Raw genomic sequence first — 21,734 nt, 5'->3', positions numbered from 1 at the left:
CATGGCTGATTACCAGGGTAAAAAAGTCGTCATTATCGGTCTGGGTTTGACCGGGCTGTCCTGCGTGGATTTCTTCCTGGCGCGTGGCGTGACGCCGCGCGTAATGGATACCCGCGCGACGCCGCCGGGCCTGGACAAATTACCGGAAGCGGTTGAGCGTCATGTTGGCAGTCTGAATGATGACTGGCTGCTGGCCGCTGATCTTATTGTCGCCAGCCCTGGTATTGCCCTGGCGCATCCTTCGTTGAGCGCCGCCGCCGATGCGGGAATTGAAATTGTCGGCGACATTGAGCTGTTCTGTCGCGAAGCACAGGCACCGATCGTCGCGATCACCGGTTCCAACGGGAAAAGTACAGTCACTACGCTGGTAGGTGAGATGGCGAAAGCGGCCGGTGTGAACGTGGGGGTTGGCGGTAATATTGGCCTGCCCGCGCTGATGCTGCTGGATGACGAACGTGAGCTGTATGTTCTGGAACTGTCGAGCTTCCAACTGGAAACGACCTCCAGCTTACAAGCCGTAGCCGCTACCATTTTGAACGTCACCGAAGACCATATGGACAGATATCCGTTTGGCTTGCAGCAGTACCGTGCGGCCAAACTGCGCGTCTATGAAAACGCGAAAGTGTGTGTGGTCAACGCTGATGATGCGCTGACCATGCCGGTTCGCGGGGCGGATGAGCGTTGCGTGAGCTTTGGCATCAACATGGGTGACTATCACCTGAACCGTCAGCAGGGCGAAACCTGGCTGCGAGTGAAGGGTGAAAAAGTTCTTAACGTGAAAGAGATGACGCTTTCCGGTCAGCATAACTATACCAACGCACTGGCTGCGCTGGCGCTGGCGGATGCTGCGGGTCTGCCGCGGGCGTCGAGCCTGAAAGCGCTCACCACGTTTACCGGTCTGGCGCACCGTTTTCAGAATGTGCTTGAGCACAACGGCGTGCGCTGGATTAACGATTCTAAAGCCACCAACGTCGGCAGCACTGAAGCCGCGCTGAATGGCCTGCACGTTGACGGTACGTTGCACCTGCTGCTGGGTGGCGACGGGAAATCCGCTGACTTTACGCCGCTGCAACGATATCTGACCGGCGATAACATTCGTCTGTACTGCTTTGGTCGCGATGGCGCGCAGCTTGCCGCTCTGCGACCTGACGTTACGGAACACACTGAAACCATGGAGCAGGCAATGCGTCTGCTCGCACCGCGCGTGAAGTCGGGCGATATGGTGCTGCTGTCGCCTGCCTGCGCCAGCCTCGACCAGTTCAAGAACTTTGAGCAACGCGGTGACGTCTTTACCCGCCTGGCGAAGGAGTTGGGTTGATGCGCTTATCTCTCCCTCGTCTGAGAATGCCGCGCTTACCGGGACTGGGTGTCCTGGCGTGGATCTTCGCGGCACTTAAAGGCTGGGTGATGGCTTCGCGTGATAAAGACGCGGACAGCCTGATCATGTATGACCGCATGCTGCTGTGGTTGACCTTTGGTCTGGCAGCGATCGGTTTTGTGATGGTGACATCGGCATCGATGCCCGTAGGGCAACGCCTGGCGGGCGATCCTTTCCTGTTTGCTAAGCGTGATGCACTGTACATCTTCCTCGCCTTCTGCCTGGCGATGGTGACGCTGCGTCTGCCGATGGAGTTCTGGCAAAAGTACAGTACGACGATGCTGATAGCCTCGATCATCATGCTGCTGATTGTGCTGGTGGTGGGTAGCTCCGTTAACGGGGCGTCGCGCTGGATTGCGCTGGGGCCGCTGCGTATTCAGCCTGCGGAATTTACCAAGCTGTCGCTGTTCTGTTACCTCGCCAACTACCTGGTGCGTAAAGTTGATGAAGTGCGTAACAACTTGCGCGGTTTCTTAAAACCGATGGGCGTGATCCTGGTGCTGGCTATTTTACTGCTGGCACAGCCTGACCTTGGTACGGTGGTAGTGCTGTTTGTCACTACCCTGGCGATGCTGTTTCTCGCCGGAGCGAAACTGTGGCAGTTCATTGCCATCATTGGCATGGGGATTTCAGCGGTCGTGCTGCTGATCCTTGCCGAACCGTATCGTATTCGCCGCGTAACCTCTTTCTGGAACCCATGGGAAGATCCGTTCGGCAGTGGCTACCAGTTGACGCAATCCCTGATGGCCTTTGGTCGCGGTGAGGTTTGGGGGCAGGGCTTAGGTAATTCAGTCCAAAAACTGGAGTATTTACCAGAAGCGCACACCGACTTCATCTTCGCCATCATTGGGGAAGAGCTGGGTTATATCGGTGTGGTATTGGCACTTTTAATGGTATTCTTCGTCGCTTTTCGCGCGATGTCGATTGGCCGTAAGGCGTTGGAAATTGACCACCGTTTTTCAGGCTTTTTAGCCTGCTCAATCGGGATCTGGTTTAGCTTCCAGGCACTGGTAAACGTCGGTGCGGCGGCGGGTATGCTGCCAACCAAAGGTCTGACGCTGCCGCTGATCAGTTATGGTGGTTCAAGTTTGTTGATTATGTCGACGGCCATCATGTTTTTGTTACGTATTGATTATGAAACGCGTCTGGAAAAAGCCCAGGCGTTTACACGAGGTGCACGATGAGTGGTCAACCGAAGCGGTTAATGGTGATGGCGGGCGGTACCGGCGGGCATGTGTTCCCGGGGGTGGCGGTCGCGCACCATTTAATGGCCCAGGGCTGGCAGGTTCGTTGGCTGGGCACCGCCGATCGTATGGAAGCGGACTTAGTGCCGAAACACGGCATTGAAATTGACTTTATTCGTATCTCCGGTTTGCGTGGCAAAGGCGTCAATGCGCTGCTTGCCGCACCTGTGCGTATTTTTAATGCCTGGCGTCAGGCGCGCGCCATCATGAAGCAGTTTAAACCCGATGTGGTGCTGGGTATGGGCGGCTACGTGTCTGGCCCTGGCGGTCTGGCGGCCTGGTCATTAGGTATTCCGGTTGTACTGCATGAGCAGAACGGCATTGCGGGATTAACTAACAAATGGCTGGCGAAGATTGCCACTACGGTGATGCAGGCTTTTCCTGGCGCTTTCCCGAATGCGGAAGTGGTGGGCAACCCGGTGCGCACTGACGTGCTGGCGCTGCCATTGCCCAAAGCGCGTCTGGCCGGGCGTGAAGGTCCGGTTCGTGTATTGGTCGTCGGGGGATCTCAGGGCGCACGCGTACTGAACCAGACGATGCCGCAGGTTGCCGCAAAGCTTGGCGGCGCGGTGACTATCTGGCATCAGAGCGGCAAAGGCGCGCAGCAGACCGTTGAACAGGCGTATGCCGACGCGGGACAACCGCAGCACAAGGTCACTGAGTTTATTGATGATATGGCAGCGGCCTACGCGTGGGCTGATGTCGTGGTTTGTCGCTCAGGCGCGCTGACGGTGAGCGAAATTGCCGCCGCAGGTTTGCCTGCGCTGTTTGTGCCGTTCCAGCACAAAGACAGACAGCAGTATTGGAATGCGCTGCCGCTGGAGAAAGCGGGCGCCGCCAAAATTCTGGAGCAGCCGCAGTTTACTGTGGATGCCGTCGCCAGCACCCTTGCCGGGTGGTCGCGAGAAACGTTATTAACCATGGCAGAACGTGCGCGCGCCGCATCCATACCGGATGCCACAGAGCGCGTTGCAAATGAAGTGAGCCGGGCTGCCCGGGCGTAATTGTGGTGATGCCTTTTGCATCGCATGAACTAAGAAGTTAATGGCTAAAGAATGAATACACAACAACTGGCAAAACTGCGTTCCATCGTGCCCGAAATGCGTCGCGTTCGGCACATTCACTTTGTCGGCATCGGTGGTGCTGGTATGGGCGGTATTGCCGAAGTTTTGGCCAATGAAGGTTATCAGATCAGCGGTTCTGACTTAGCGCCGAATCCTGTGACGCAGCAGTTGACGAATCTGGGGGCCACGATTTTCTTCAACCATCGCCCGGAAAACGTGCGCGATGCGAGCGTGGTGGTGGTATCCAGCGCTATTTCTGCGGATAACCCGGAAATTGTTGCAGCGCATGAAGCACGTATTCCGGTGATTCGTCGTGCTGAAATGCTGGCGGAGTTAATGCGTTTTCGTCACGGTATTGCTATTGCCGGGACGCATGGTAAAACCACGACCACGGCAATGGTCTCCAGCATCTACGCGGAAGCGGGTCTGGATCCCACTTTTGTCAACGGCGGTCTGGTGAAGGCTGCAGGCGTGCATGCGCGCCTGGGTCATAGCCGTTATTTGATTGCCGAAGCGGACGAGAGCGACGCGTCGTTCCTGCATTTGCAGCCAATGGTGGCGATTGTCACCAATATCGAAGCCGACCACATGGATACCTACCATGGCGACTTCGAAAATTTAAAGCAGACGTTTATTAATTTCCTGCATAACTTGCCGTTTTATGGTCGTGCCGTGATGTGCGTTGACGATCCGGTTATCCGCGAACTGTTACCGCGAGTTGGCCGTCAAACCACAACCTATGGTTTCAGTGATGATGCCGATGTGCGCGTTGAAGATTACCAGCAGATTGGTCCACAAGGACACTTCACGCTGGTGCGTCAGGGGATGGCCGATTTACGTGTTACGTTAAACGCGCCGGGTCGTCACAATGCACTGAACGCGGCGGCGGCAGTGGCGGTCGCGACGGAAGAAGGTATTGAAGACGACGCTATTCTGCGCGCGCTGGAAAGTTTCCAGGGTACCGGACGTCGTTTTGACTTCCTCGGCGAATTCCCGCTTGAGCCGGTGAACGGTAAAGCCGGGACCGCGATGCTGGTTGATGACTATGGCCACCACCCAACGGAAGTGGACGCCACGATTAAAGCCGCGCGCGCGGGATGGCCGGACAAAAACCTGGTGATGCTGTTCCAGCCGCACCGGTTTACGCGTACTCGCGATCTGTACGACGACTTTGCTAACGTGCTGACCCAGGTCGATGCGCTGTTGATGCTGGATGTGTATGCCGCGGGCGAAGCCGCGATTCCGGGGGCCGACAGCCGCTCGTTGTGCCGTACGATTCGTGGCCGCGGTAAGATCGATCCGATTCTGGTATCCGACCCGGCCCAGGTGGCAGAAATGCTGGCACCCGTATTAACCGGCAACGATCTGATTTTGGTGCAGGGCGCTGGAAATATCGGCAAAATCGCGCGTTCCTTAGCTGAAATCAAACTGAAGCCGCAAAACCCGGAGGAAGAACAACATGGCTGATAAAATCGCGGTCCTGTTAGGGGGAACCTCCGCTGAACGTGAAGTATCGCTGAATTCAGGCGCGGCCGTATTGGCAGGGTTACGCGAAGGTGGTGTAGATGCCCATCCGGTTGACCCTAAAGAGATCGATGTCACTCTTTTGAAATCTATGGGGTTTCAGAAGGTGTTTATTGCGCTGCATGGTCGTGGCGGTGAAGATGGCACATTGCAGGGCATGCTGGAGCTGATTGGCCTGCCGTATACCGGCAGCGGCGTCATGGCTTCCGCGATTTCCATGGACAAACTGCGCAGCAAGCTGCTGTGGCAGGGCGCAGGTTTACCCGTCGCCCCATGGGTTGCGCTGACCCGCGCTGAGTTCGAAAAAGGTCTTAGCGATGAAGCAGTTACAAAAATTTCTGCGTTAGGCTTGCCGCTGATTGTAAAGCCAAGCCGTGAAGGTTCCAGCGTAGGGATGTCAAAAGTTGAAGAAGAAAATGCTTTGCAGGGTGCATTAGCATTGGCTTTTCAGCATGATGAAGAAGTACTGATTGAAAAATGGCTCAGTGGCCCGGAATTTACAGTTGCGATACTTGGCGAAGAAATTTTACCGTCAATACGTATCCAACCCGCGGGAACCTTCTATGATTATGAGGCGAAGTATCTCTCTGATGAGACACAATATTTCTGCCCTGCTGGTCTGGAAGTCGAACAAGAAGCCTTTTTACAGGAATTAGTCCTGAAAGCGTGGACCGCATTGGGCTGTAAAGGTTGGGGTCGCATTGACGTCATGCTGGACAGCGATGGCCAGTTTTATCTGCTGGAAGCGAATACCTCTCCGGGTATGACCAGCCACAGCCTGGTGCCGATGGCGGCGCGTCAGGCGGGCCTGAGCTTCTCGCAGTTGGTGGTAAGAATTCTGGAGTTGGCGGACTGATATGTCGCAGGCTGCGCTGAACACGCGAAACGGTGATGAAGAAGAAGTAAACTCCTCACGCCGCAATAATGGAACGCGTCTTGCAGGAATACTGTTCCTGCTGACAGTGCTGTGCACCGTGTTTGTCAGCGGCTGGGTAGTGTTGGGATGGATGGAAGATGCGCAGCGCCTGCCATTGTCAAAACTGGTGTTAACCGGTGAACGGCATTACACGCGCAATGATGATATCCGTCAGTCCATCCTGGCGCTGGGCGCTCCGGGAACATTTATGACTCAGGATGTGAACATCATCCAGAGCCAGATTGAACGCCTCCCCTGGATCAAACAGGCGAGCGTCAGAAAGCAATGGCCTGATGAATTGAAGATTCATCTGGTTGAATATGTGCCAATAGCGCGTTGGAATGACCAACATATGGTGGATGCCGAAGGAAATACCTTCAGTGTCCCAACCGGTCGGGCCAATAAGCAGGTATTACCTATGTTGTACGGACCGGAAGGCAGCGCAAGTGAAGTGCTGCAAGGGTTCCGCGATATGGGGCAGGTGCTGGCTAAGGACAGATTCACCCTGAAGGAAGCGGCAATGACCGCTCGTCGTTCCTGGCAGTTGACGCTGAATAACGATATTAAGCTGAATCTGGGCAGGGGCGATACGATAAAACGTTTGGCTCGCTTTGTGGAACTCTACCCGGTTTTACAGCAGCAGGCGCAAACCGATGGCAAACGGATTAGCTACGTTGATTTGCGTTATGACTCAGGAGCGGCAGTAGGCTGGGTTCCCTTGCCTCCTGAGGAATCTAATCAGCAACAGAATCAGGCACAGGCAGAACAACAATGATCAAGGCGACGGACAGAAAACTGGTAGTTGGACTGGAGATTGGCACCGCGAAGGTAGCCGCTTTAGTAGGGGAAGTTCTGCCCGACGGTATGGTCAATATCATTGGCGTGGGCAGTTGCCCATCGCGAGGTATGGATAAAGGCGGGGTGAATGACCTTGAGTCAGTGGTGAAGTGCGTACAGCGCGCCATTGACCAGGCTGAACTGATGGCAGATTGCCAGATCTCTTCAGTGTATCTGGCGCTTTCCGGTAAACATATTAGCTGTCAGAATGAAATTGGTATGGTGCCCATTTCCGAAGAGGAAGTGACGCAGGAAGATGTGGAAAACGTGGTACATACGGCAAAATCCGTACGCGTTCGCGATGAACATCGTGTTCTGCACGTCATTCCGCAGGAATACGCCATCGACTACCAGGAAGGTATCAAAAATCCGGTCGGTCTTTCCGGTGTGCGTATGCAGGCAAAAGTCCATCTTATTACCTGCCACAACGACATGGCGAAGAATATTGTCAAAGCCGTTGAACGTTGTGGTCTGAAAGTTGACCAACTGATTTTTGCCGGGTTGGCAGCCAGTTATTCCGTATTGACGGAAGATGAACGTGAACTGGGTGTCTGCGTGGTGGATATTGGTGGTGGTACAATGGACATCGCCGTTTATACTGGCGGGGCGTTGCGCCACACTAAAGTTATCCCTTATGCAGGGAATGTCGTGACCAGCGATATCGCGTATGCCTTTGGTACGCCGCCGAGCGATGCTGAAGCCATCAAAGTGCGTCATGGCTGCGCACTGGGTTCCATCGTGGGTAAAGACGAGAGCGTTGAAGTGCCAAGCGTTGGTGGTCGTCCGCCGCGTAGCCTGCAACGTCAGACTCTGGCAGAGGTCATTGAGCCGCGTTATACCGAGCTGCTCAACCTGGTCAACGAAGAAATTTTGCAATTACAAGAACAGCTTCGCCAACAGGGTGTGAAACATCATCTGGCGGCGGGGATTGTGTTAACCGGCGGTGCTGCGCAAATTGAAGGTCTTGCGGCCTGCGCACAGCGCGTGTTCCATACACAAGTACGTATTGGCGCACCGCTGAATATTACCGGTCTGACGGATTATGCCCAGGAGCCGTATTATTCAACGGCGGTGGGGCTGCTGCACTACGGGAAAGAATCCCATTTAAGTGGTGAGGCTGAAGTGGAAAAGCGCGTAACTGCCTCGGTCGGATCGTGGATCAAGCGACTGAATAGCTGGTTACGTAAAGAGTTTTAATTTTTAAAGAGACCGACGCAAATTAACGGTCTCAGGCGACAGGCACTACACAAAGTCATTCAAGTTGCATCGCGGCGGCAACTGAGCGAATCTCCTGGAGCATAGTTTACTATGTCACGGGAGTGAGTGAAGGCAGCCAACAAAGAGGCGGCTTGAAGGATGAAGTGTAAAACGGAGAGAGAAACTATGTTTGAACCTATGGAACTAACCAACGACGCGGTGATTAAAGTCATCGGCGTCGGTGGCGGCGGCGGTAATGCCGTTGAACACATGGTGCGTGAGCGCATCGAAGGTGTTGAATTCTTCGCGGTGAATACCGACGCTCAGGCGTTGCGTAAAACGGCGGTTGGACAGACCATTCAGATTGGTAGCGGCATCACCAAAGGTCTGGGCGCGGGTGCAAACCCGGAAGTCGGTCGTAATGCGGCAGACGAAGATCGCGAAGCTCTGCGCGCAGCGCTTGACGGTGCAGACATGGTGTTTATCGCAGCTGGCATGGGCGGCGGTACCGGTACCGGTGCAGCGCCAGTGGTAGCTGAAGTCGCAAAAGATTTAGGTATCCTGACCGTTGCTGTCGTGACTAAGCCTTTCAACTTTGAAGGCAAGAAGCGTATGGCATTCGCGGAGCAGGGGATCACCGAGCTGTCCAAACACGTGGACTCTCTGATCACTATCCCGAACGACAAACTGCTGAAAGTACTGGGCCGTGGTATCTCCCTGTTGGATGCATTTGGCGCAGCGAACGACGTGCTGAAAGGCGCAGTCCAGGGTATCGCTGAACTGATTACTCGTCCAGGCCTGATGAACGTCGACTTTGCAGACGTGCGCACCGTGATGTCCGAAATGGGCTACGCAATGATGGGTTCTGGCGTGGCGAGCGGTGAAGACCGTGCAGAAGAAGCGGCTGAAATGGCTATCTCTTCTCCGCTGCTGGAAGATATCGATCTGTCCGGCGCACGCGGCGTGCTGGTTAACATTACTGCGGGCTTCGACCTGCGTCTGGATGAGTTCGAAACCGTGGGTAACACGATTCGTGCCTTTGCATCGGATAACGCAACTGTGGTTATCGGTACCTCTCTGGACCCGGATATGAACGACGAACTGCGCGTGACCGTTGTTGCGACTGGAATTGGTATGGACAAGCGTCCTGAAATCACTCTGGTGACCAACAAACAGGTACAGCAGCCGGTAATGGATCGTTACCAGCAGCACGGTATGGCGCCGTTGACGCAAGAGCAGAAACCGGTAGCGAAAGTGGTTAACGACAATACGCCGCAAACCACGAAAGAGCCGGATTATTTGGATATCCCTGCATTCCTGCGTAAGCAAGCTGATTAAGAATTAGCTGGAATTTGGGAATTGTGGCTCTTTGTGCTAAACTGGCCCACCGAATGTATAGTACACTTCGGTTGGATAGGTAATTTGGCGAGATTATACGATGATCAAACAAAGGACTCTTAAACGTATCGTTCAGGCGACTGGCGTCGGTTTGCATACCGGCAAAAAAGTCACCCTGACATTACGCCCTGCGCCGGCCAACACCGGGGTCATCTATCGTCGCACCGACTTGAATCCTCCGGTAGATTTCCCGGCCGATGCCAAATCTGTGCGTGATACCATGCTCTGTACGTGTCTGGTCAATGAGCATGATGTGCGGATTTCAACCGTAGAGCACCTTAATGCTGCTCTGGCGGGCTTAGGTATCGATAACATCGTTATTGAAGTTAACGCCCCGGAAATCCCGATTATGGATGGCAGTGCCGCTCCGTTCGTTTACCTGCTGCTTGATGCAGGTATTGAAGAACTGAGCAGCGCCAAAAAATTTGTTCGCATCAAAGAGACCGTTCGTGTCGAAGATGGCGATAAGTGGGCTGAGTTTAAGCCCTATAATGGTTTTACGTTGGATTTCACTATCGACTTTAACCATCCGGCGATCGACTCCAGCACGCAGCGCTACGCGATGAACTTCTCTGCGGATGCGTTCATGCGCCAGATCAGCCGCGCGCGTACTTTCGGCTTCATGCGTGATATCGAATATCTGCAGTCCCGCGGCCTGTGCCTGGGCGGCAGCTTCGATTGTGCCATCGTTGTTGACGATTATCGCGTATTGAACGAAGACGGCCTGCGTTTTGAAGACGAATTCGTTCGTCACAAAATGCTCGACGCGATTGGTGACTTGTTCATGTGTGGTCACAACATTATTGGTGCATTCACCGCGTATAAATCCGGTCATGCACTGAATAACAAACTATTGCAGGCAGTCCTGGCAAAACAGGAAGCCTGGGAATATGTGACCTTCCAGGACGATGCAGAACTGCCGTTGGCGTTCAAAGCACCTTCGACTGTACTGGCATAACGACATACGCTGTCGCATAAATTCGACTGGTAAATCTGGCACTCTCTCCGGCCAGGTGAGCCAGTCGTTTTTTTATCTTTCGATTGCAAAACCACCTTATCTGAAGCGACTTTTTTCCCACCGACAGATTAAAACACCGTTCGATCGCTGCTTTCTTAAGCATATTTACCCGCGACTTGCTGTCATTACTGCTGTGGAGCGTACGCTTTAATGGTAATATTTATGCGCAAAAAAATGGTTTTGCATTTGTAACCCCAAACGCAGGGTATATCAGGTGGCAATAACGTGAGTGGAATACTGACGCGTTGGCGACAGTTAGGCAGACGGTACTTCTGGCCGCATCTCCTGTTGGGGATGGTCGCGGCTAGTTTTGGCCTGCCTGCGCTCGGTAATGCTGCTGAACCTAATACTCCCGCGAAGGCGACCGCCAGCAATCACGATCAATCTGCCAAAGTTAACTTTAGCCAGCTTGCTTTGCTGGAGGCGACCAATCGCCGCCCGAATTTTACCGTTGACTACTGGCATCAGCATGCCATTCGTACGGTCATTCGCCATCTTTCTTTTGCCATGGCTCCTCAGGCGCTGCCTGTTGCCGAAGAGCCGTTGCCAATCCAGGCGCACCATCTTGCGTTACTGAATACGCTCAGCGCGATGCTGACGCAAGAAGGCAGACCGCCCGCGGCCGTGAGTCGCGTGACATATGCCCATTTTACCTCTCAGGCCGCATTTAGCGTTCCGGTCTGGATCAGCCAGCTGCAGGGTATCCGTGCTGGCCCTCAACGCCTCAGCTAAAAAAGAACCTTCCAACTTATAATTTTTGACTCCGCACCGCGGGGCGTTTGAGATTTTATTATGCTAATCAAATTATTAACAAAAGTGTTCGGTAGCCGTAACGAGCGTACGCTGCGTCGTATGCGTAAAGTGGTCAATGTCATCAATGCAATGGAACCGGAGATGGAAAAACTCTCCGATGATGAACTGAAAGCGAAGACCGCTGAATTCCGCGCCCGTCTGGAAAAAGGCGCCAGCGTTGAAAGCCTGATCCCGGAAGCGTTCGCGGTGGTCCGCGAAGCGAGTAAGCGTGTGTTCGGCATGCGTCATTTCGACGTACAGCTGCTGGGTGGTATGGTGCTTAACGATCGCTGCATCGCGGAAATGCGTACTGGTGAAGGTAAAACCCTGACCGCAACGCTGCCAGCCTACCTGAACGCATTAAGCGGGAAGGGTGTACACGTGGTTACCGTGAACGACTACCTGGCTCAGCGTGACGCCGAAAATAACCGCCCGCTGTTTGAATTCCTCGGCATGACCGTGGGTATCAACATGTCTGGCCTGCCTGCGCCAGCCAAGCGTGAAGCCTACAATGCCGATATTACTTACGGTACCAACAACGAATACGGCTTTGACTACCTGCGCGACAACATGGCGTTTAGCCCGGAAGAGCGCGTTCAGCGTAAACTGCACTATGCGCTGGTCGATGAAGTCGACTCCATCCTGATCGATGAAGCGCGTACGCCGCTGATCATCTCCGGTCCGGCTGAAGACAGCTCGGAAATGTATAAAAAAGTGAACAAAATCATCCCGCACCTGATTCGTCAGGAGAAGGACGATTCCGACACGTTCCAGGGGGAAGGCCACTTCTCTGTTGATGAGAAAGCGCGCCAGGTCAACCTGACCGAACGTGGTCTGGTACTGATTGAAGAGCTGTTGGTTAACGAAGGCATTATGGATGAGGGCGAGTCGCTGTACTCTCCGGGCAACATTATGCTGATGCACCACGTGACTGCTGCACTGCGCGCGCACGTGCTGTTTACTCGCGACGTTGACTATATCGTGAAAGACGGTGAAGTTATCATCGTCGACGAACACACCGGTCGTACCATGCAGGGTCGCCGCTGGTCCGATGGTCTGCACCAGGCTGTTGAAGCCAAAGAAGGCGTAGATATCCAAAACGAGAACCAGACGCTGGCATCTATTACCTTCCAGAACTACTTCCGTTTGTACGAAAAACTGGCCGGTATGACCGGTACAGCAGACACTGAAGCCTTTGAATTCAGCTCCATCTACAAACTGGATACCGTTGTTGTGCCGACCAACCGCCCGATGATCCGTAAGGATTTACCGGATCTGGTGTACATGACTGAAGCGGAAAAAATTCAGGCGATCATTGAAGATATTAAAGAGCGTACCGCAAATGGCCAGCCGGTGCTGGTTGGTACTATCTCTATTGAAAAATCGGAAGTGGTTTCTAACGAGCTGAACAAGGCGGGTATCAAACACAACGTTCTGAACGCCAAGTTCCACGCCAACGAAGCCGCAATAGTCGCCCAGGCGGGTTATCCGTCCGCAGTGACTATCGCGACAAACATGGCAGGTCGTGGTACCGATATCGTGCTGGGTGGTAGCTGGCAGGCGGAAATTGCCGAGCTGGAAGACCCGACTCCAGAACAAATCGCGCAGATCAAAGCCGAGTGGCAGGTTCGCCATGATGCGGTATTAGCAGCAGGTGGTTTACATATTATCGGTACCGAGCGTCACGAATCTCGTCGTATAGATAACCAGCTGCGTGGTCGTTCTGGTCGTCAGGGGGATGCGGGGTCTTCTCGTTTCTATCTGTCGATGGAAGATGCGCTGATGCGTATTTTTGCTTCTGACCGCGTGTCCGGCATGATGCGTAAACTGGGCATGAAGCCTGGTGAAGCGATTGAACACCCGTGGGTGACAAAAGCGATTGCAAACGCGCAGCGTAAAGTAGAAAGCCGCAACTTCGATATTCGTAAGCAACTGCTGGAATATGATGACGTTGCCAATGACCAGCGTCGCGCAATCTACACCCAGCGTAACGAACTGCTGGACGTAACTGACGTTAGCGAAACCATTAATAGCATCCGTGAGGATGTCTTCAAAGCGACGATTGATGCCTATATTCCGCCGCAGTCTCTGGAAGAAATGTGGGATATCCCGGGTCTGCAGGAACGTCTGAAAAACGACTTCGATCTGGAAATGCCTATTTCAGAGTGGCTGGATAAAGAGCCTGAGCTGCATGAGGAAACGCTGCGCGAACGTATTCTGGCAAACGCCATCGAAGTTTATCAGCGTAAAGAAGAAGTTGTGGGCGCGGAGATGATGCGTCACTTCGAAAAAGGCGTGATGCTGCAAACTCTCGATTCTCTGTGGAAAGAGCACCTTGCGGCGATGGATTACCTGCGTCAGGGTATCCACCTGCGTGGTTATGCGCAAAAAGATCCGAAGCAGGAATACAAGCGTGAATCCTTCTCTATGTTTGCATCAATGCTGGAATCACTGAAGTACGAAGTGATCAGTACCCTGAGCAAAGTTCAGGTACGTATGCCTGAAGAAGTAGAAGCGATGGAGCAGCAACGTCGTGAAGACGCTGAACGTTTAGCGCAGATGCAGCAGTTGAGCCATAAAGGTGACGATTCTGCCGCGGCAGAAGAGCTGGCAGCACAAACTGGCGATCGTAAAGTGGGTCGTAACGATCCGTGTCCTTGCGGTTCCGGGAAAAAGTACAAACAGTGCCATGGCCGTCTGAGCTAAGAAAGTAACTTACTGAAAAGGCGCAGAATTCTGCGCCTTTTTTATGGACTATAAAGATGAAAATACTGCAGATCGCCGTCGGGATTATTCGCAACCAGCACCATGAAATTTTTATAACCCAGCGTGCGGCTGATGCCCACATGGCAAATAAGCTGGAGTTCCCCGGCGGGAAAATTGAAGCAGGCGAAACGCCGGAGCAGGCGCTGATTCGCGAGTTACAGGAAGAAGTAGGCATTACGCCGACTCAAAGCTCACTGTTCGAAAAGCTGGAGTACCAGTTTCCGGACCGGCATATCACTCTGTGGTTCTGGCTGGTTGAAAGCTGGGAAGGCGAACCGTGGGGGAAAGAGGGGCAACCGGCGCAGTGGATTGCGCAAGATGCTCTGAATACAGAAGATTTTCCGCCTGCGAATGCGCCGGTAATTGAAAAGCTGATTGCTGGATAAAGGTGTTCGTAGGCCGGATTAGGCAACCCCACCATCCGGCAAATTAGGGCGGGGTCGCTACGCTTGCCCGCCCTACGTTTTAGCTGAATTACTTCTGCTCTTCACTCCAGTCGTCGTTTTCCGACAGATCACCAGAGCTTGGGATACGTTTCTCTTCTGCGGCCCACTCACCCAGATCGATTAACTGGCAGCGCTTGCTGCAGAATGGGCGAAACGGGCTGACTTCACCCCACACTACGGGTTTGCCGCAGGTTGGGCAGTTGACGATGGTTTGTTCAGACATGTTGACTCCTTAACAGCACGCCAGATCAAAATCGAGACGCTCAGGCACCTGGCCATTCTCGCTATCCAGCGGCATAAAGCGAATAGCAAAGCGGCTCTTATGACCAGAAATTTGCGGATAAAGCTGCGAATCAAGCGGCAGCTGCAAGCGAAGCAGATCGGCATCTTCGCCGTTGTCCTGATAAAAACCATTCAAGCTGGTTTGCTTACGGAATGGCGCAGAGTTGCGAATTAAATCCAGCACCAGCGACAGTGCCTGATTGAGCGGATTCAGACTTGCAAGCCAGGTTTCAACCTGCGCGTCGCGATGCGACTGCGGTAGATGTAACCAAATATGCAGGGTCGGCAGATCGAAGCTGCAGCATCCGCCAGGAATGCTTAAACGCTGACGTACAAGGCCAATCAGACGATCTTCGCGCAGCGTCTGTCCAATACGCGGAGCCGAAATAAGTATGCTGCCCGCGCTTTTTAACTGCTGGCGCAATGCGTCGATCCTGTTTTGATCGACGCCGGGAACTTCAACCCAGGCCTGGAGTTTACGCTGTTGTCTTTCCAGCTCTTTGAGGAGTTCGGTACGGACTTCGCCGCGTTCAAAGACATCCAGTAAGTCCCCGATGTTGCGGAAAAAATGCAGTGCGCCTGCATGGTCCGCTATGGGTACATTAACGGAGAGCTGTTGGATTAAAAACTCTATGCGCAGCCATGTACGCATCTTCTCATTGAGAGGGTGTTCAAAAAGGACCTGGGTGTGCATTACGGTTTTTCCTGTGAGACAAACTGCAACGCGCATTGCAGATAGAGCGCGTGCAGGCGGGCGACATCCGAGGCGATGGCCTCCGGTGCGCCATTATTATCAATAACATCGTCTGCCACGGCCAGACGCGCTTCGCGCGTTGCCTGGGCAGCAAGAATTTGTTCAACATGCTCACGCGTGACGTCATCGCGCTGCATAGTGCGTCTGAGCTGTGTCTCGGGAGTAACATCCACCACGAGTACGCGGTTGGCTTTTTTATACAGCGAATTTTCCACCAGCAAAGGTACAACCCACAACAGATAAGGGGAGGTTGCTTGCTGAAACTGGCGCTGCGTTTCCTGCTGAATAAGCGGATGGAGCAGGGCATTCAGCCAGCTTTTCTCCTCAGGACTGGAAAAAATGCGTTCGCGTAAAATGCGTCGCTGCAACGATCCGTCGGTAGCTATAACTTCGGTACCAAAATGTTCTTCGATCGCCTTAAGGGCTGGGGTACCGGGTTCAACCACCTGGCGCGCAATAATATCTGCATCAATGACGTTTATTCCGAGGTCTGCGAACGCATTTGCAACGGTACTTTTACCACTGCCAATGCCACCGGTTAAGGCTACCGTATACCTCATAGATGCAGATCCTGGAGTTTAAGTTTGATTATCAAACAGTTAAAAGTTAAGCGTGCGACGGCGAGGTTGCTGCAGGATTAACCTACTATTCGCCAGGTAAATTTATGGGATTGTAGCGTAAAAAAAGAGAATTTCGCAGTCTTGCGCGGCATTGATTAGTGCGTATGATAGCGTCACTGGAGTTGTGAGTTTCGATTTTTCGCCATTAACCCCAGGAATCCGCACATGCGTATCGAAGAAGATCTGAAGTTAGGTTTCAAAGACGTTCTTATCCGCCCTAAGCGTTCTACTCTCAAAAGCCGTTCCGATGTTGAGCTGGAACGTCAATTTACCTTTAAGCACTCAGGTCAGACCTGGTCCGGCGTACCCATTATTGCCGCGAACATGGACACTGTCGGGACGTTTGCCATGGCAACGGCGCTGGCATCCTTCGACATCCTGACTGCGGTACACAAACACTATTCTGTTGAAGACTGGGCTGCTTTCATCGCAGAGAGCTCTGCTGATGTGCTCAAACACGTAATGGTTTCAACCGGCACCTCTGACGCAGATTTCGAAAAAACCAAACAGATTCTGGCGCTCAACCCGGCGCTGAACTTTATCTGCATTGATGTGGCAAATGGCTACTCAGAGCATTTTGTTCAGTTTGTGTCGAAAGCGCGTGAAGCATGGCCGACAAAAACAATTTGTGCGGGCAATGTGGTTACTGGAGAAATGTGTGAAGAGCTGGTACTTTCCGGCGCGGACATTGTTAAAGTCGGCATTGGCCCGGGTTCTGTATGTACCACACGTGTAAAAACCGGCGTTGGCTACCCACAGCTTTCTGCGGTTATTGAATGTGCCGATGCAGCTCACGGTCTGGGCGGCATGATTGTCAGTGACGGCGGCTGCACAATGCCGGGTGACGTGGCAAAAGCGTTTGGCGGTGGCGCGGACTTCGTTATGCTCGGCGGTATGTTGGCCGGTCATGAAGAAAGCGGCGGCAAAATTGTTGAAGAGAACGGTGAGAAATTCATGCTGTTCTACGGCATGAGCTCTGAATCAGCCATGACGCGTCACGTTGGTGGTGTTGCACAATACCGCGCTGCGGAAGGTAAAACAGTTAAGTTGCCTCTGCGTGGCCCGGTTGATAACACTGCACGCGATATCCTTGGCGGCCTGCGTTCTGCCTGTACCTATGTCGGTGCATCTCGCCTGAAAGAACTGACCAAACGTACAACGTTTATTCGTGTACAGGAACAAGAAAACCGCGTTTTCAATAGCCTGTAAGAACAGGTAGTACTATGACATGCCGGATAAGCTGTGCGCCATCCGGCATTTGAATTTATCCCACCCCGCTCATCGCATCTCCTAAATGAAAAATCGGCAAATACATCGCAACGACCAGCGTACCGATTATCAGCCCCGTAATGACCAGTAACGCAGGCTCTAGTAGTGCAGCCAGATTCTCTGCCTGAGACAATGTTTTCTCGCCGTGGTGATGGGCGAGATTACGCAGCATTGTATCCAGCGAGCCGGAAGCCTCACCTGTTCTGACCAACTGTATGCACAATGGGCTGAATTCACCGCAATTTTTTAGCGCTAACCAGACCGGTTTTCCGGCGCTGATGTCGTGATGTACCTGCGCTAAGCGTTGCGACCAGAAAGGGTTGGCCAGCGTTTCAGTGACGCTCTCAAGACCTTGCAGAAAAGGAATACCTGCATTTTGCGTTAACGCCAGAACAGTGAAGATCTGCGTGAGTTTTTGCCCTCTCACCATCGGTCCTATGACCGGGAAGCCGAGCAGCAATTTCTGGCGCAGAGTGAGCCAGTATGGCTGCTGCTTCATCAGGTGATATGCTGCAACCGCTATCAGGCTGAATGCTCCCGCCAGCCATCCCCATTGGCTGCTAAAATGCGCGATGGCAATAATCCACTGAGTGAGTACTGGTAGCGGAGTGTTAAACGTCTGGTAAATAGCGGCAAACTCAGGGAGTACAAACTGCAGCATCGCGAATACCACCATCACTGCCATCGTGATGATGAATATCGGATAGCGTAGGGCTTTTTTAACTTTATCCGCCAGCTGCTGTTGATTCTTCTGCTGGCGGGCGAGTTCAAAGCAGCAGTCGTCCAGCTTACCTGTAAGCTCTCCGGTACGGATCATTGCCTGATAAAGAGGCGGAAAAACGTGTTGCCACTGAGATAGCGATGTGGAGAGAGAAATACCCTGTTCCATATCGTGAGCCAGCGTACGCAGTAGCGCTTGCCATTGGCTGCTGGGATGCTGTTCAGCCAGCAAAGCTAAACTTGCCGAGAGTGTTAGCCCTGCTTTCAGCAACGTCGCCAGTTGACGTATGGTTTCAGCGCTTTTTTCACGGCTCCAGTGTGAGGCTTTGACACGCATACGATTAATGCGCAGCGGCGTAATATGCCGTTGCTCGAGAGCAAGCATCAATGAGGGGCGGGTATCGGCCCAAAGTACGCCTTCCAGTGGATTACCTTCGTTGCTAATACCTTGCCAGCGCCAAAGCAGTTTAGCTGACATGGGGCATGCCCAGTACGCGTACCAACTCTTCAAATGTTGTTAACCCTTGTTCGACGGCCTTGCAACCATTTTCGAAAAGCGTACTCATCCCTAATTGCTGAGCATTCGATTCCACTCCGTCTACGGACGTACCGTTAGCGATGCTCTGGCGCAATGCAGGTGTCACGGGGAGAACTTCAAACAATGCCGTACGGCCATAAAATCCGTGATAGCAATGTTGGCAGCCCGGAGCCTGCCAATGAGGCAGTGGCGTAGGCCAGATCGCTTCCGGGAGCATGATCGGCGTTTCCAGACGTTGTCGGCAATGTGGGCACAATTTTCTCACCAACCGCTGCGCAATAACGAGCGTCAGCGCGGAGGCGATCATCCAGCGTGCAACCCCCATTTGCTGCAAGCGTATTAGTGTTTCTGTGGTGGAATTGGTATGCAGTGTTGATAGAACCAGATGACCGGTTTGTGCGGCTTTAAGGGCTATTTCAGCCGTTTCGCCATCACGGATTTCACCCACCATGATAATGTCGGGATCCTGACGCAGCAGCGCGCGCAATACTCCCTGAAAAGTGAGACCGGCACGTGGATGAATTTGTGTCTGGTTAAGACCTGCGATCGGGATCTCTACTGGATCTTCCACGCTACAGAGGTTAACGTCCGGAGTGTTTCGGGTCTGCAGCGCACTGTACAGCGTGACCGTTTTACCGCTTCCGGTCGGTCCGGTGACCAGAATCAGCCCCTGAGGCTGCTGCAACGCTTGTGAAAATGCTGCCAGCTGCGCGTCCTGCATTCCCAGCGCGGTGATTTCCAGCGCTTGATCGACCTGATGCAGTAGCCGTAGCACCACTTTTTCGCCAAAGCGACAGGGCAGGGTGGCGATGCGAAACGAGACCGGCTCTCCTGAAATCTCAACGGTAAACTGGCCGTCTTGCGCAAGTCGGTGCTCGGCAATATCCAGACTGCCTAAAACTTTTAGTCTGGCAGTGATGGCGATACCCATCTCGGTCGTGACGTCCGGTAAAGCATGCAGTACGCCATCCACACGTAATCTGATTCGATAGTGATTTTCCGCTGGTTCAAAATGAATATCAGAAGCCCGTTGCACCAGAGCGGATTGAAACGTCTGATTCAGCAAATCTGCTGCGCTGGCGCTGCTTTTCGTGACCACTGCCGGGAGCATTTTCTGTGGCGTATGCGTGTGGCCTTCCATTTGTTGACGCGTCCAGCAGACGATGTCGATACGTCGGGTGGTGGCAAAATGCAGTGCGTCCAGCAATTCGTGGGATGGAGCGTCCACGACGGCGATGTGCACCACTTCATTGTCTGCATCCAGTAATATTCCCTGATGACGTTGGCACAGCGCCGTAAGTTGGGTGGTATTCATCTCTTTTCCTTAATTGATATCGAAACGGAAAACGTCTTCACAGGCCTGTTGCAATGCGCTGTCATTCTGGATAACGCAGTTACGGCTCCAGCCGGTAATACCGTTGGCATTGTCCCAACCCGGCGTCATGGTGATGCTTAACCCGTTCAGGCTTTCTTGTCCGCTGAGGCTGACCACTCCTTTTTCAACGCTCATGGCGGAGACATAACGGGTGGTGGCTGGAGAAGGGATGCCATTCGTTCCGGCATCACAGGTTGTTGTTCCGCCATGCTCCAGCGCACAGAGCTCAACCGCCGTGCGATAGGGAACAAAGGTTTGCAGCATGTCTGTTAACGCGGCTTTGCGCAGATAGTTTTGATAAGCCGGAATACCGATGGCGCTAAGGATGGCAATAATGCCAATGACCACCATGAGTTCGATAAGTGTGAAGCCTCGTTGCTTGTCCATCGTTCGCTCCTTGAGTTAGCTGGCGCTACTTTGGCAAACGCTCGGGTTTACGGCGAGAGGCAAAAAACAGAACGGGAAGGCGGGTTCCGAGGATTTTTATGAAATTACAGAGTCAGACAACGTATTTGCGAAGAGGCTCGAAGAAACAGCCGTATGGCGGCGTAAACGCTTATCCGGCCGATAGAAAAACCGGCGTGATGGGCCCGATAAGTGAAAGTACTATCGGGCTAAACCATCAGTAATTAGCGAAAACGCATAGAGAGATCGAGCGCGCGAACATGCTTGGTCAGCGCGCCAACAGAGATGAAATCCACGCCAGTTTCGGCAAATTCGCGCAGAGTTTCATGAGTGACGTTACCCGACACTTCCAGACGCGCCTGGCCGTTGGTGCGTTTTACCGCTTCCCGCATTTGGTCAGTTTCGAAGTTATCGAGCATGATGATGTCGGCCCCTGCTTTCAGCGCGTCGTCCAGTTCATCCAGGCTTTCTACTTCGACTTCAACCGGCACATCCGGGTGCAGCCAGAAGGCTTTTTCAACGGCCTGACGTACCGAACCAGAAGCAATAATGTGGTTTTCTTTAATCAGGAAAGCGTCAGAAAGGCCCAGACGATGATTCGCGCCGCCGCCGCATAATACGGCGTATTTCAGCGCGGTACGCAGCCCCGGCAGAGTTTTACGTGTATCCAGCAGTTGGGTTTTTGTTCCCGCCAGCAGGTCGACATATTTACGCACCTCGCTCGCCACACCCGAAAGCGTCTGTACAAAATTAAGCGCGGTACGTTCGCCAGTTAGCAGCACGCGGGAAGGGCCGTCCAGTTCAAATAGCGGCTGATTGGCCTTAATGCTGTCGCCATCTTCGACATGCCAGGTGATGTTGACATCATCGCCCGCCAGTTGAATAAAGACCTCTTCAACCCAACGTTTTCCACAAAAAACGCCATCTTCGCGGGTGATCACGGTGGCGTGGGAGCGCATCTCCGCGGGTAAAAGCTGTGCGGTGATATCGTTATTGGCATCAACTTCTCCGCCTAAATCTTCACGCAGCGCCTGAGCTACAGCGGCAGGGATATCCAGATTTATGCGTTCCAACAGCGCGTCACGTCGGTAGTCAGGGTTATAGCGGCGAGGCGGCATGATAAAACTCCAAATTGCTAACGAATCATAAGGTGGAAACATGCTACCCTGAACCTGATATGAGCACCACCAA

At 53.2% G+C, this 21,734-nt stretch carries 20 protein-coding genes; 13 read left to right on the top strand and 7 right to left on the bottom strand.

Translation table 11 applies throughout. From position 1 onward, the window contains the following. The first annotated feature begins 1 nt into the window (after nt 1). The 12 genes from murD (at nt 2) to mutT (ending at nt 14,520) form a co-directional block, all read left to right on the top strand. Complete coding sequence (gene murD / locus HV352_RS19515; protein WP_181635003.1) at nt 2-1,318, top strand: UDP-N-acetylmuramoyl-L-alanine--D-glutamate ligase; 1,317 nt, start codon at nt 2-4, stop codon at nt 1,316-1,318. Beyond that, nucleotides 1,318-2,562 (top strand): cell division protein FtsW, encoded by a 1,245-nt coding sequence (ftsW, locus tag HV352_RS19510; RefSeq protein ID WP_019078372.1) that lies wholly within the window; start codon nt 1,318-1,320, stop codon nt 2,560-2,562. Before murD ends, ftsW begins: the two co-directional genes overlap by 1 nt. After that, nucleotides 2,559-3,626, top strand: a complete 1,068-nt coding sequence (gene murG, locus HV352_RS19505; RefSeq protein ID WP_181635002.1) for an undecaprenyldiphospho-muramoylpentapeptide beta-N-acetylglucosaminyltransferase — start codon at nt 2,559-2,561, stop codon at nt 3,624-3,626. Before ftsW ends, murG begins: the two co-directional genes overlap by 4 nt. 51 nt (nt 3,627-3,677) lie before the next feature. Then, entirely contained in the window at nt 3,678-5,153 is a 1,476-nt protein-coding gene (gene murC, locus HV352_RS19500; RefSeq protein ID WP_016151698.1) for a UDP-N-acetylmuramate--L-alanine ligase, read from the top strand. Beyond that, nucleotides 5,146-6,066: a D-alanine--D-alanine ligase gene (locus HV352_RS19495; protein WP_181635001.1), complete on the top strand. Its 921-nt coding sequence runs from the start codon at nt 5,146-5,148 to the stop codon at nt 6,064-6,066. Before murC ends, HV352_RS19495 begins: the two co-directional genes overlap by 8 nt. A gap of 1 nt (nt 6,067) precedes the next feature. Next, the gene (ftsQ, locus tag HV352_RS19490) at nt 6,068-6,901 is read left to right on the top strand and encodes a cell division protein FtsQ (protein ID WP_003018758.1); all 834 of its coding nucleotides are present in this window, start codon (nt 6,068-6,070) and stop codon (nt 6,899-6,901) included. Further along, nucleotides 6,898-8,160: a cell division protein FtsA gene (gene ftsA / locus HV352_RS19485; RefSeq protein ID WP_003018755.1), complete on the top strand. Its 1,263-nt coding sequence runs from the start codon at nt 6,898-6,900 to the stop codon at nt 8,158-8,160. Before ftsQ ends, ftsA begins: the two co-directional genes overlap by 4 nt. 186 nt (nt 8,161-8,346) lie before the next feature. Beyond that, nucleotides 8,347-9,498 (top strand): cell division protein FtsZ, encoded by a 1,152-nt coding sequence (ftsZ, locus tag HV352_RS19480; protein ID WP_003018753.1) that lies wholly within the window; start codon nt 8,347-8,349, stop codon nt 9,496-9,498. Nucleotides 9,499-9,598: 100 nt separating this feature from the next. Beyond that, nucleotides 9,599-10,516 carry a UDP-3-O-acyl-N-acetylglucosamine deacetylase gene (gene lpxC, locus HV352_RS19475; protein ID WP_006686706.1) on the top strand — a complete coding sequence of 306 codons (918 nt, stop codon included), beginning with the start codon at nt 9,599-9,601 and terminating at the stop codon, nt 10,514-10,516. Nucleotides 10,517-10,801: 285 nt separating this feature from the next. After that, complete coding sequence (gene secM / locus HV352_RS19470) at nt 10,802-11,308, top strand: secA translation cis-regulator SecM (protein ID WP_016151701.1); 507 nt, start codon at nt 10,802-10,804, stop codon at nt 11,306-11,308. A gap of 60 nt (nt 11,309-11,368) precedes the next feature. Beyond that, entirely contained in the window at nt 11,369-14,074 is a 2,706-nt protein-coding gene (gene secA / locus HV352_RS19465; protein WP_016151702.1) for a preprotein translocase subunit SecA, read from the top strand. 56 nt (nt 14,075-14,130) lie between these two features. Continuing rightward, nucleotides 14,131-14,520, top strand: coding sequence for an 8-oxo-dGTP diphosphatase MutT (mutT, locus tag HV352_RS19460; protein ID WP_016155691.1), 390 nt, complete (start codon nt 14,131-14,133; stop codon nt 14,518-14,520). Nucleotides 14,521-14,608: 88 nt separating this feature from the next. On the opposite strand, the gene yacG is transcribed toward mutT, so the two are convergent. From yacG to coaE, 3 genes are read right to left on the bottom strand one after another with little or no spacing between them, the layout of a single operon-like run. Continuing rightward, nucleotides 14,609-14,803, bottom strand: coding sequence for a DNA gyrase inhibitor YacG (gene yacG / locus HV352_RS19455; protein WP_016151704.1), 195 nt, complete (start codon nt 14,801-14,803; stop codon nt 14,609-14,611). Between the two features lie 9 nt (nt 14,804-14,812). Then, on the bottom strand, nt 14,813-15,556 hold the full coding sequence (gene zapD, locus HV352_RS19450; RefSeq protein ID WP_016151705.1) for a cell division protein ZapD: 744 nt from the start codon (nt 15,554-15,556) through the stop codon (nt 14,813-14,815). Beyond that, a complete protein-coding gene (coaE, locus tag HV352_RS19445) occupies nt 15,556-16,176 on the bottom strand; it encodes a dephospho-CoA kinase (RefSeq protein WP_046275369.1) in 621 nt (206 codons plus the stop codon). The genes zapD and coaE overlap by 1 nt, the downstream gene beginning before the upstream one ends. A 225-nt stretch (nt 16,177-16,401) precedes the next feature. Between coaE and HV352_RS19440 the strand changes: the two genes are divergently transcribed. Then, on the top strand, nt 16,402-17,445 hold the full coding sequence (locus HV352_RS19440; RefSeq protein ID WP_003829510.1) for a GMP reductase: 1,044 nt from the start codon (nt 16,402-16,404) through the stop codon (nt 17,443-17,445). A gap of 55 nt (nt 17,446-17,500) precedes the next feature. Here the strand turns inward: HV352_RS19440 and hofC are convergent, their stop codons facing one another. The 4 genes from hofC to nadC all read right to left on the bottom strand — a co-directional run bounded on the left by hofC (nt 17,501) and on the right by nadC (nt 21,661). After that, the gene (gene hofC / locus HV352_RS19435; protein ID WP_181635000.1) at nt 17,501-18,703 is read right to left on the bottom strand and encodes a protein transport protein HofC; all 1,203 of its coding nucleotides are present in this window, start codon (nt 18,701-18,703) and stop codon (nt 17,501-17,503) included. Beyond that, entirely contained in the window at nt 18,693-20,078 is a 1,386-nt protein-coding gene (gspE, locus tag HV352_RS19430; protein ID WP_181634999.1) for a type II secretion system protein GspE, read from the bottom strand. Before gspE ends, hofC begins: the two co-directional genes overlap by 11 nt. Before the next feature lie 9 nt (nt 20,079-20,087). After that, nucleotides 20,088-20,525, bottom strand: coding sequence for a prepilin peptidase-dependent pilin (ppdD, locus tag HV352_RS19425; protein WP_016151710.1), 438 nt, complete (start codon nt 20,523-20,525; stop codon nt 20,088-20,090). 242 nt (nt 20,526-20,767) lie between these two features. Further along, nucleotides 20,768-21,661 carry a carboxylating nicotinate-nucleotide diphosphorylase gene (nadC, locus tag HV352_RS19420; protein ID WP_016151711.1) on the bottom strand — a complete coding sequence of 298 codons (894 nt, stop codon included), beginning with the start codon at nt 21,659-21,661 and terminating at the stop codon, nt 20,768-20,770. Nucleotides 21,662-21,734: the final 73 nt, after the last annotated feature.

The organism is Citrobacter sp. RHBSTW-01044, from assembly GCF_013781945.1.
Classification (GTDB): Bacteria; Pseudomonadota; Gammaproteobacteria; order Enterobacterales; family Enterobacteriaceae; genus Citrobacter; species Citrobacter braakii.
Note: the sequence above shows the minus strand (reverse complement) of the source record. Positions and strands in the feature narration are given on the sequence as shown.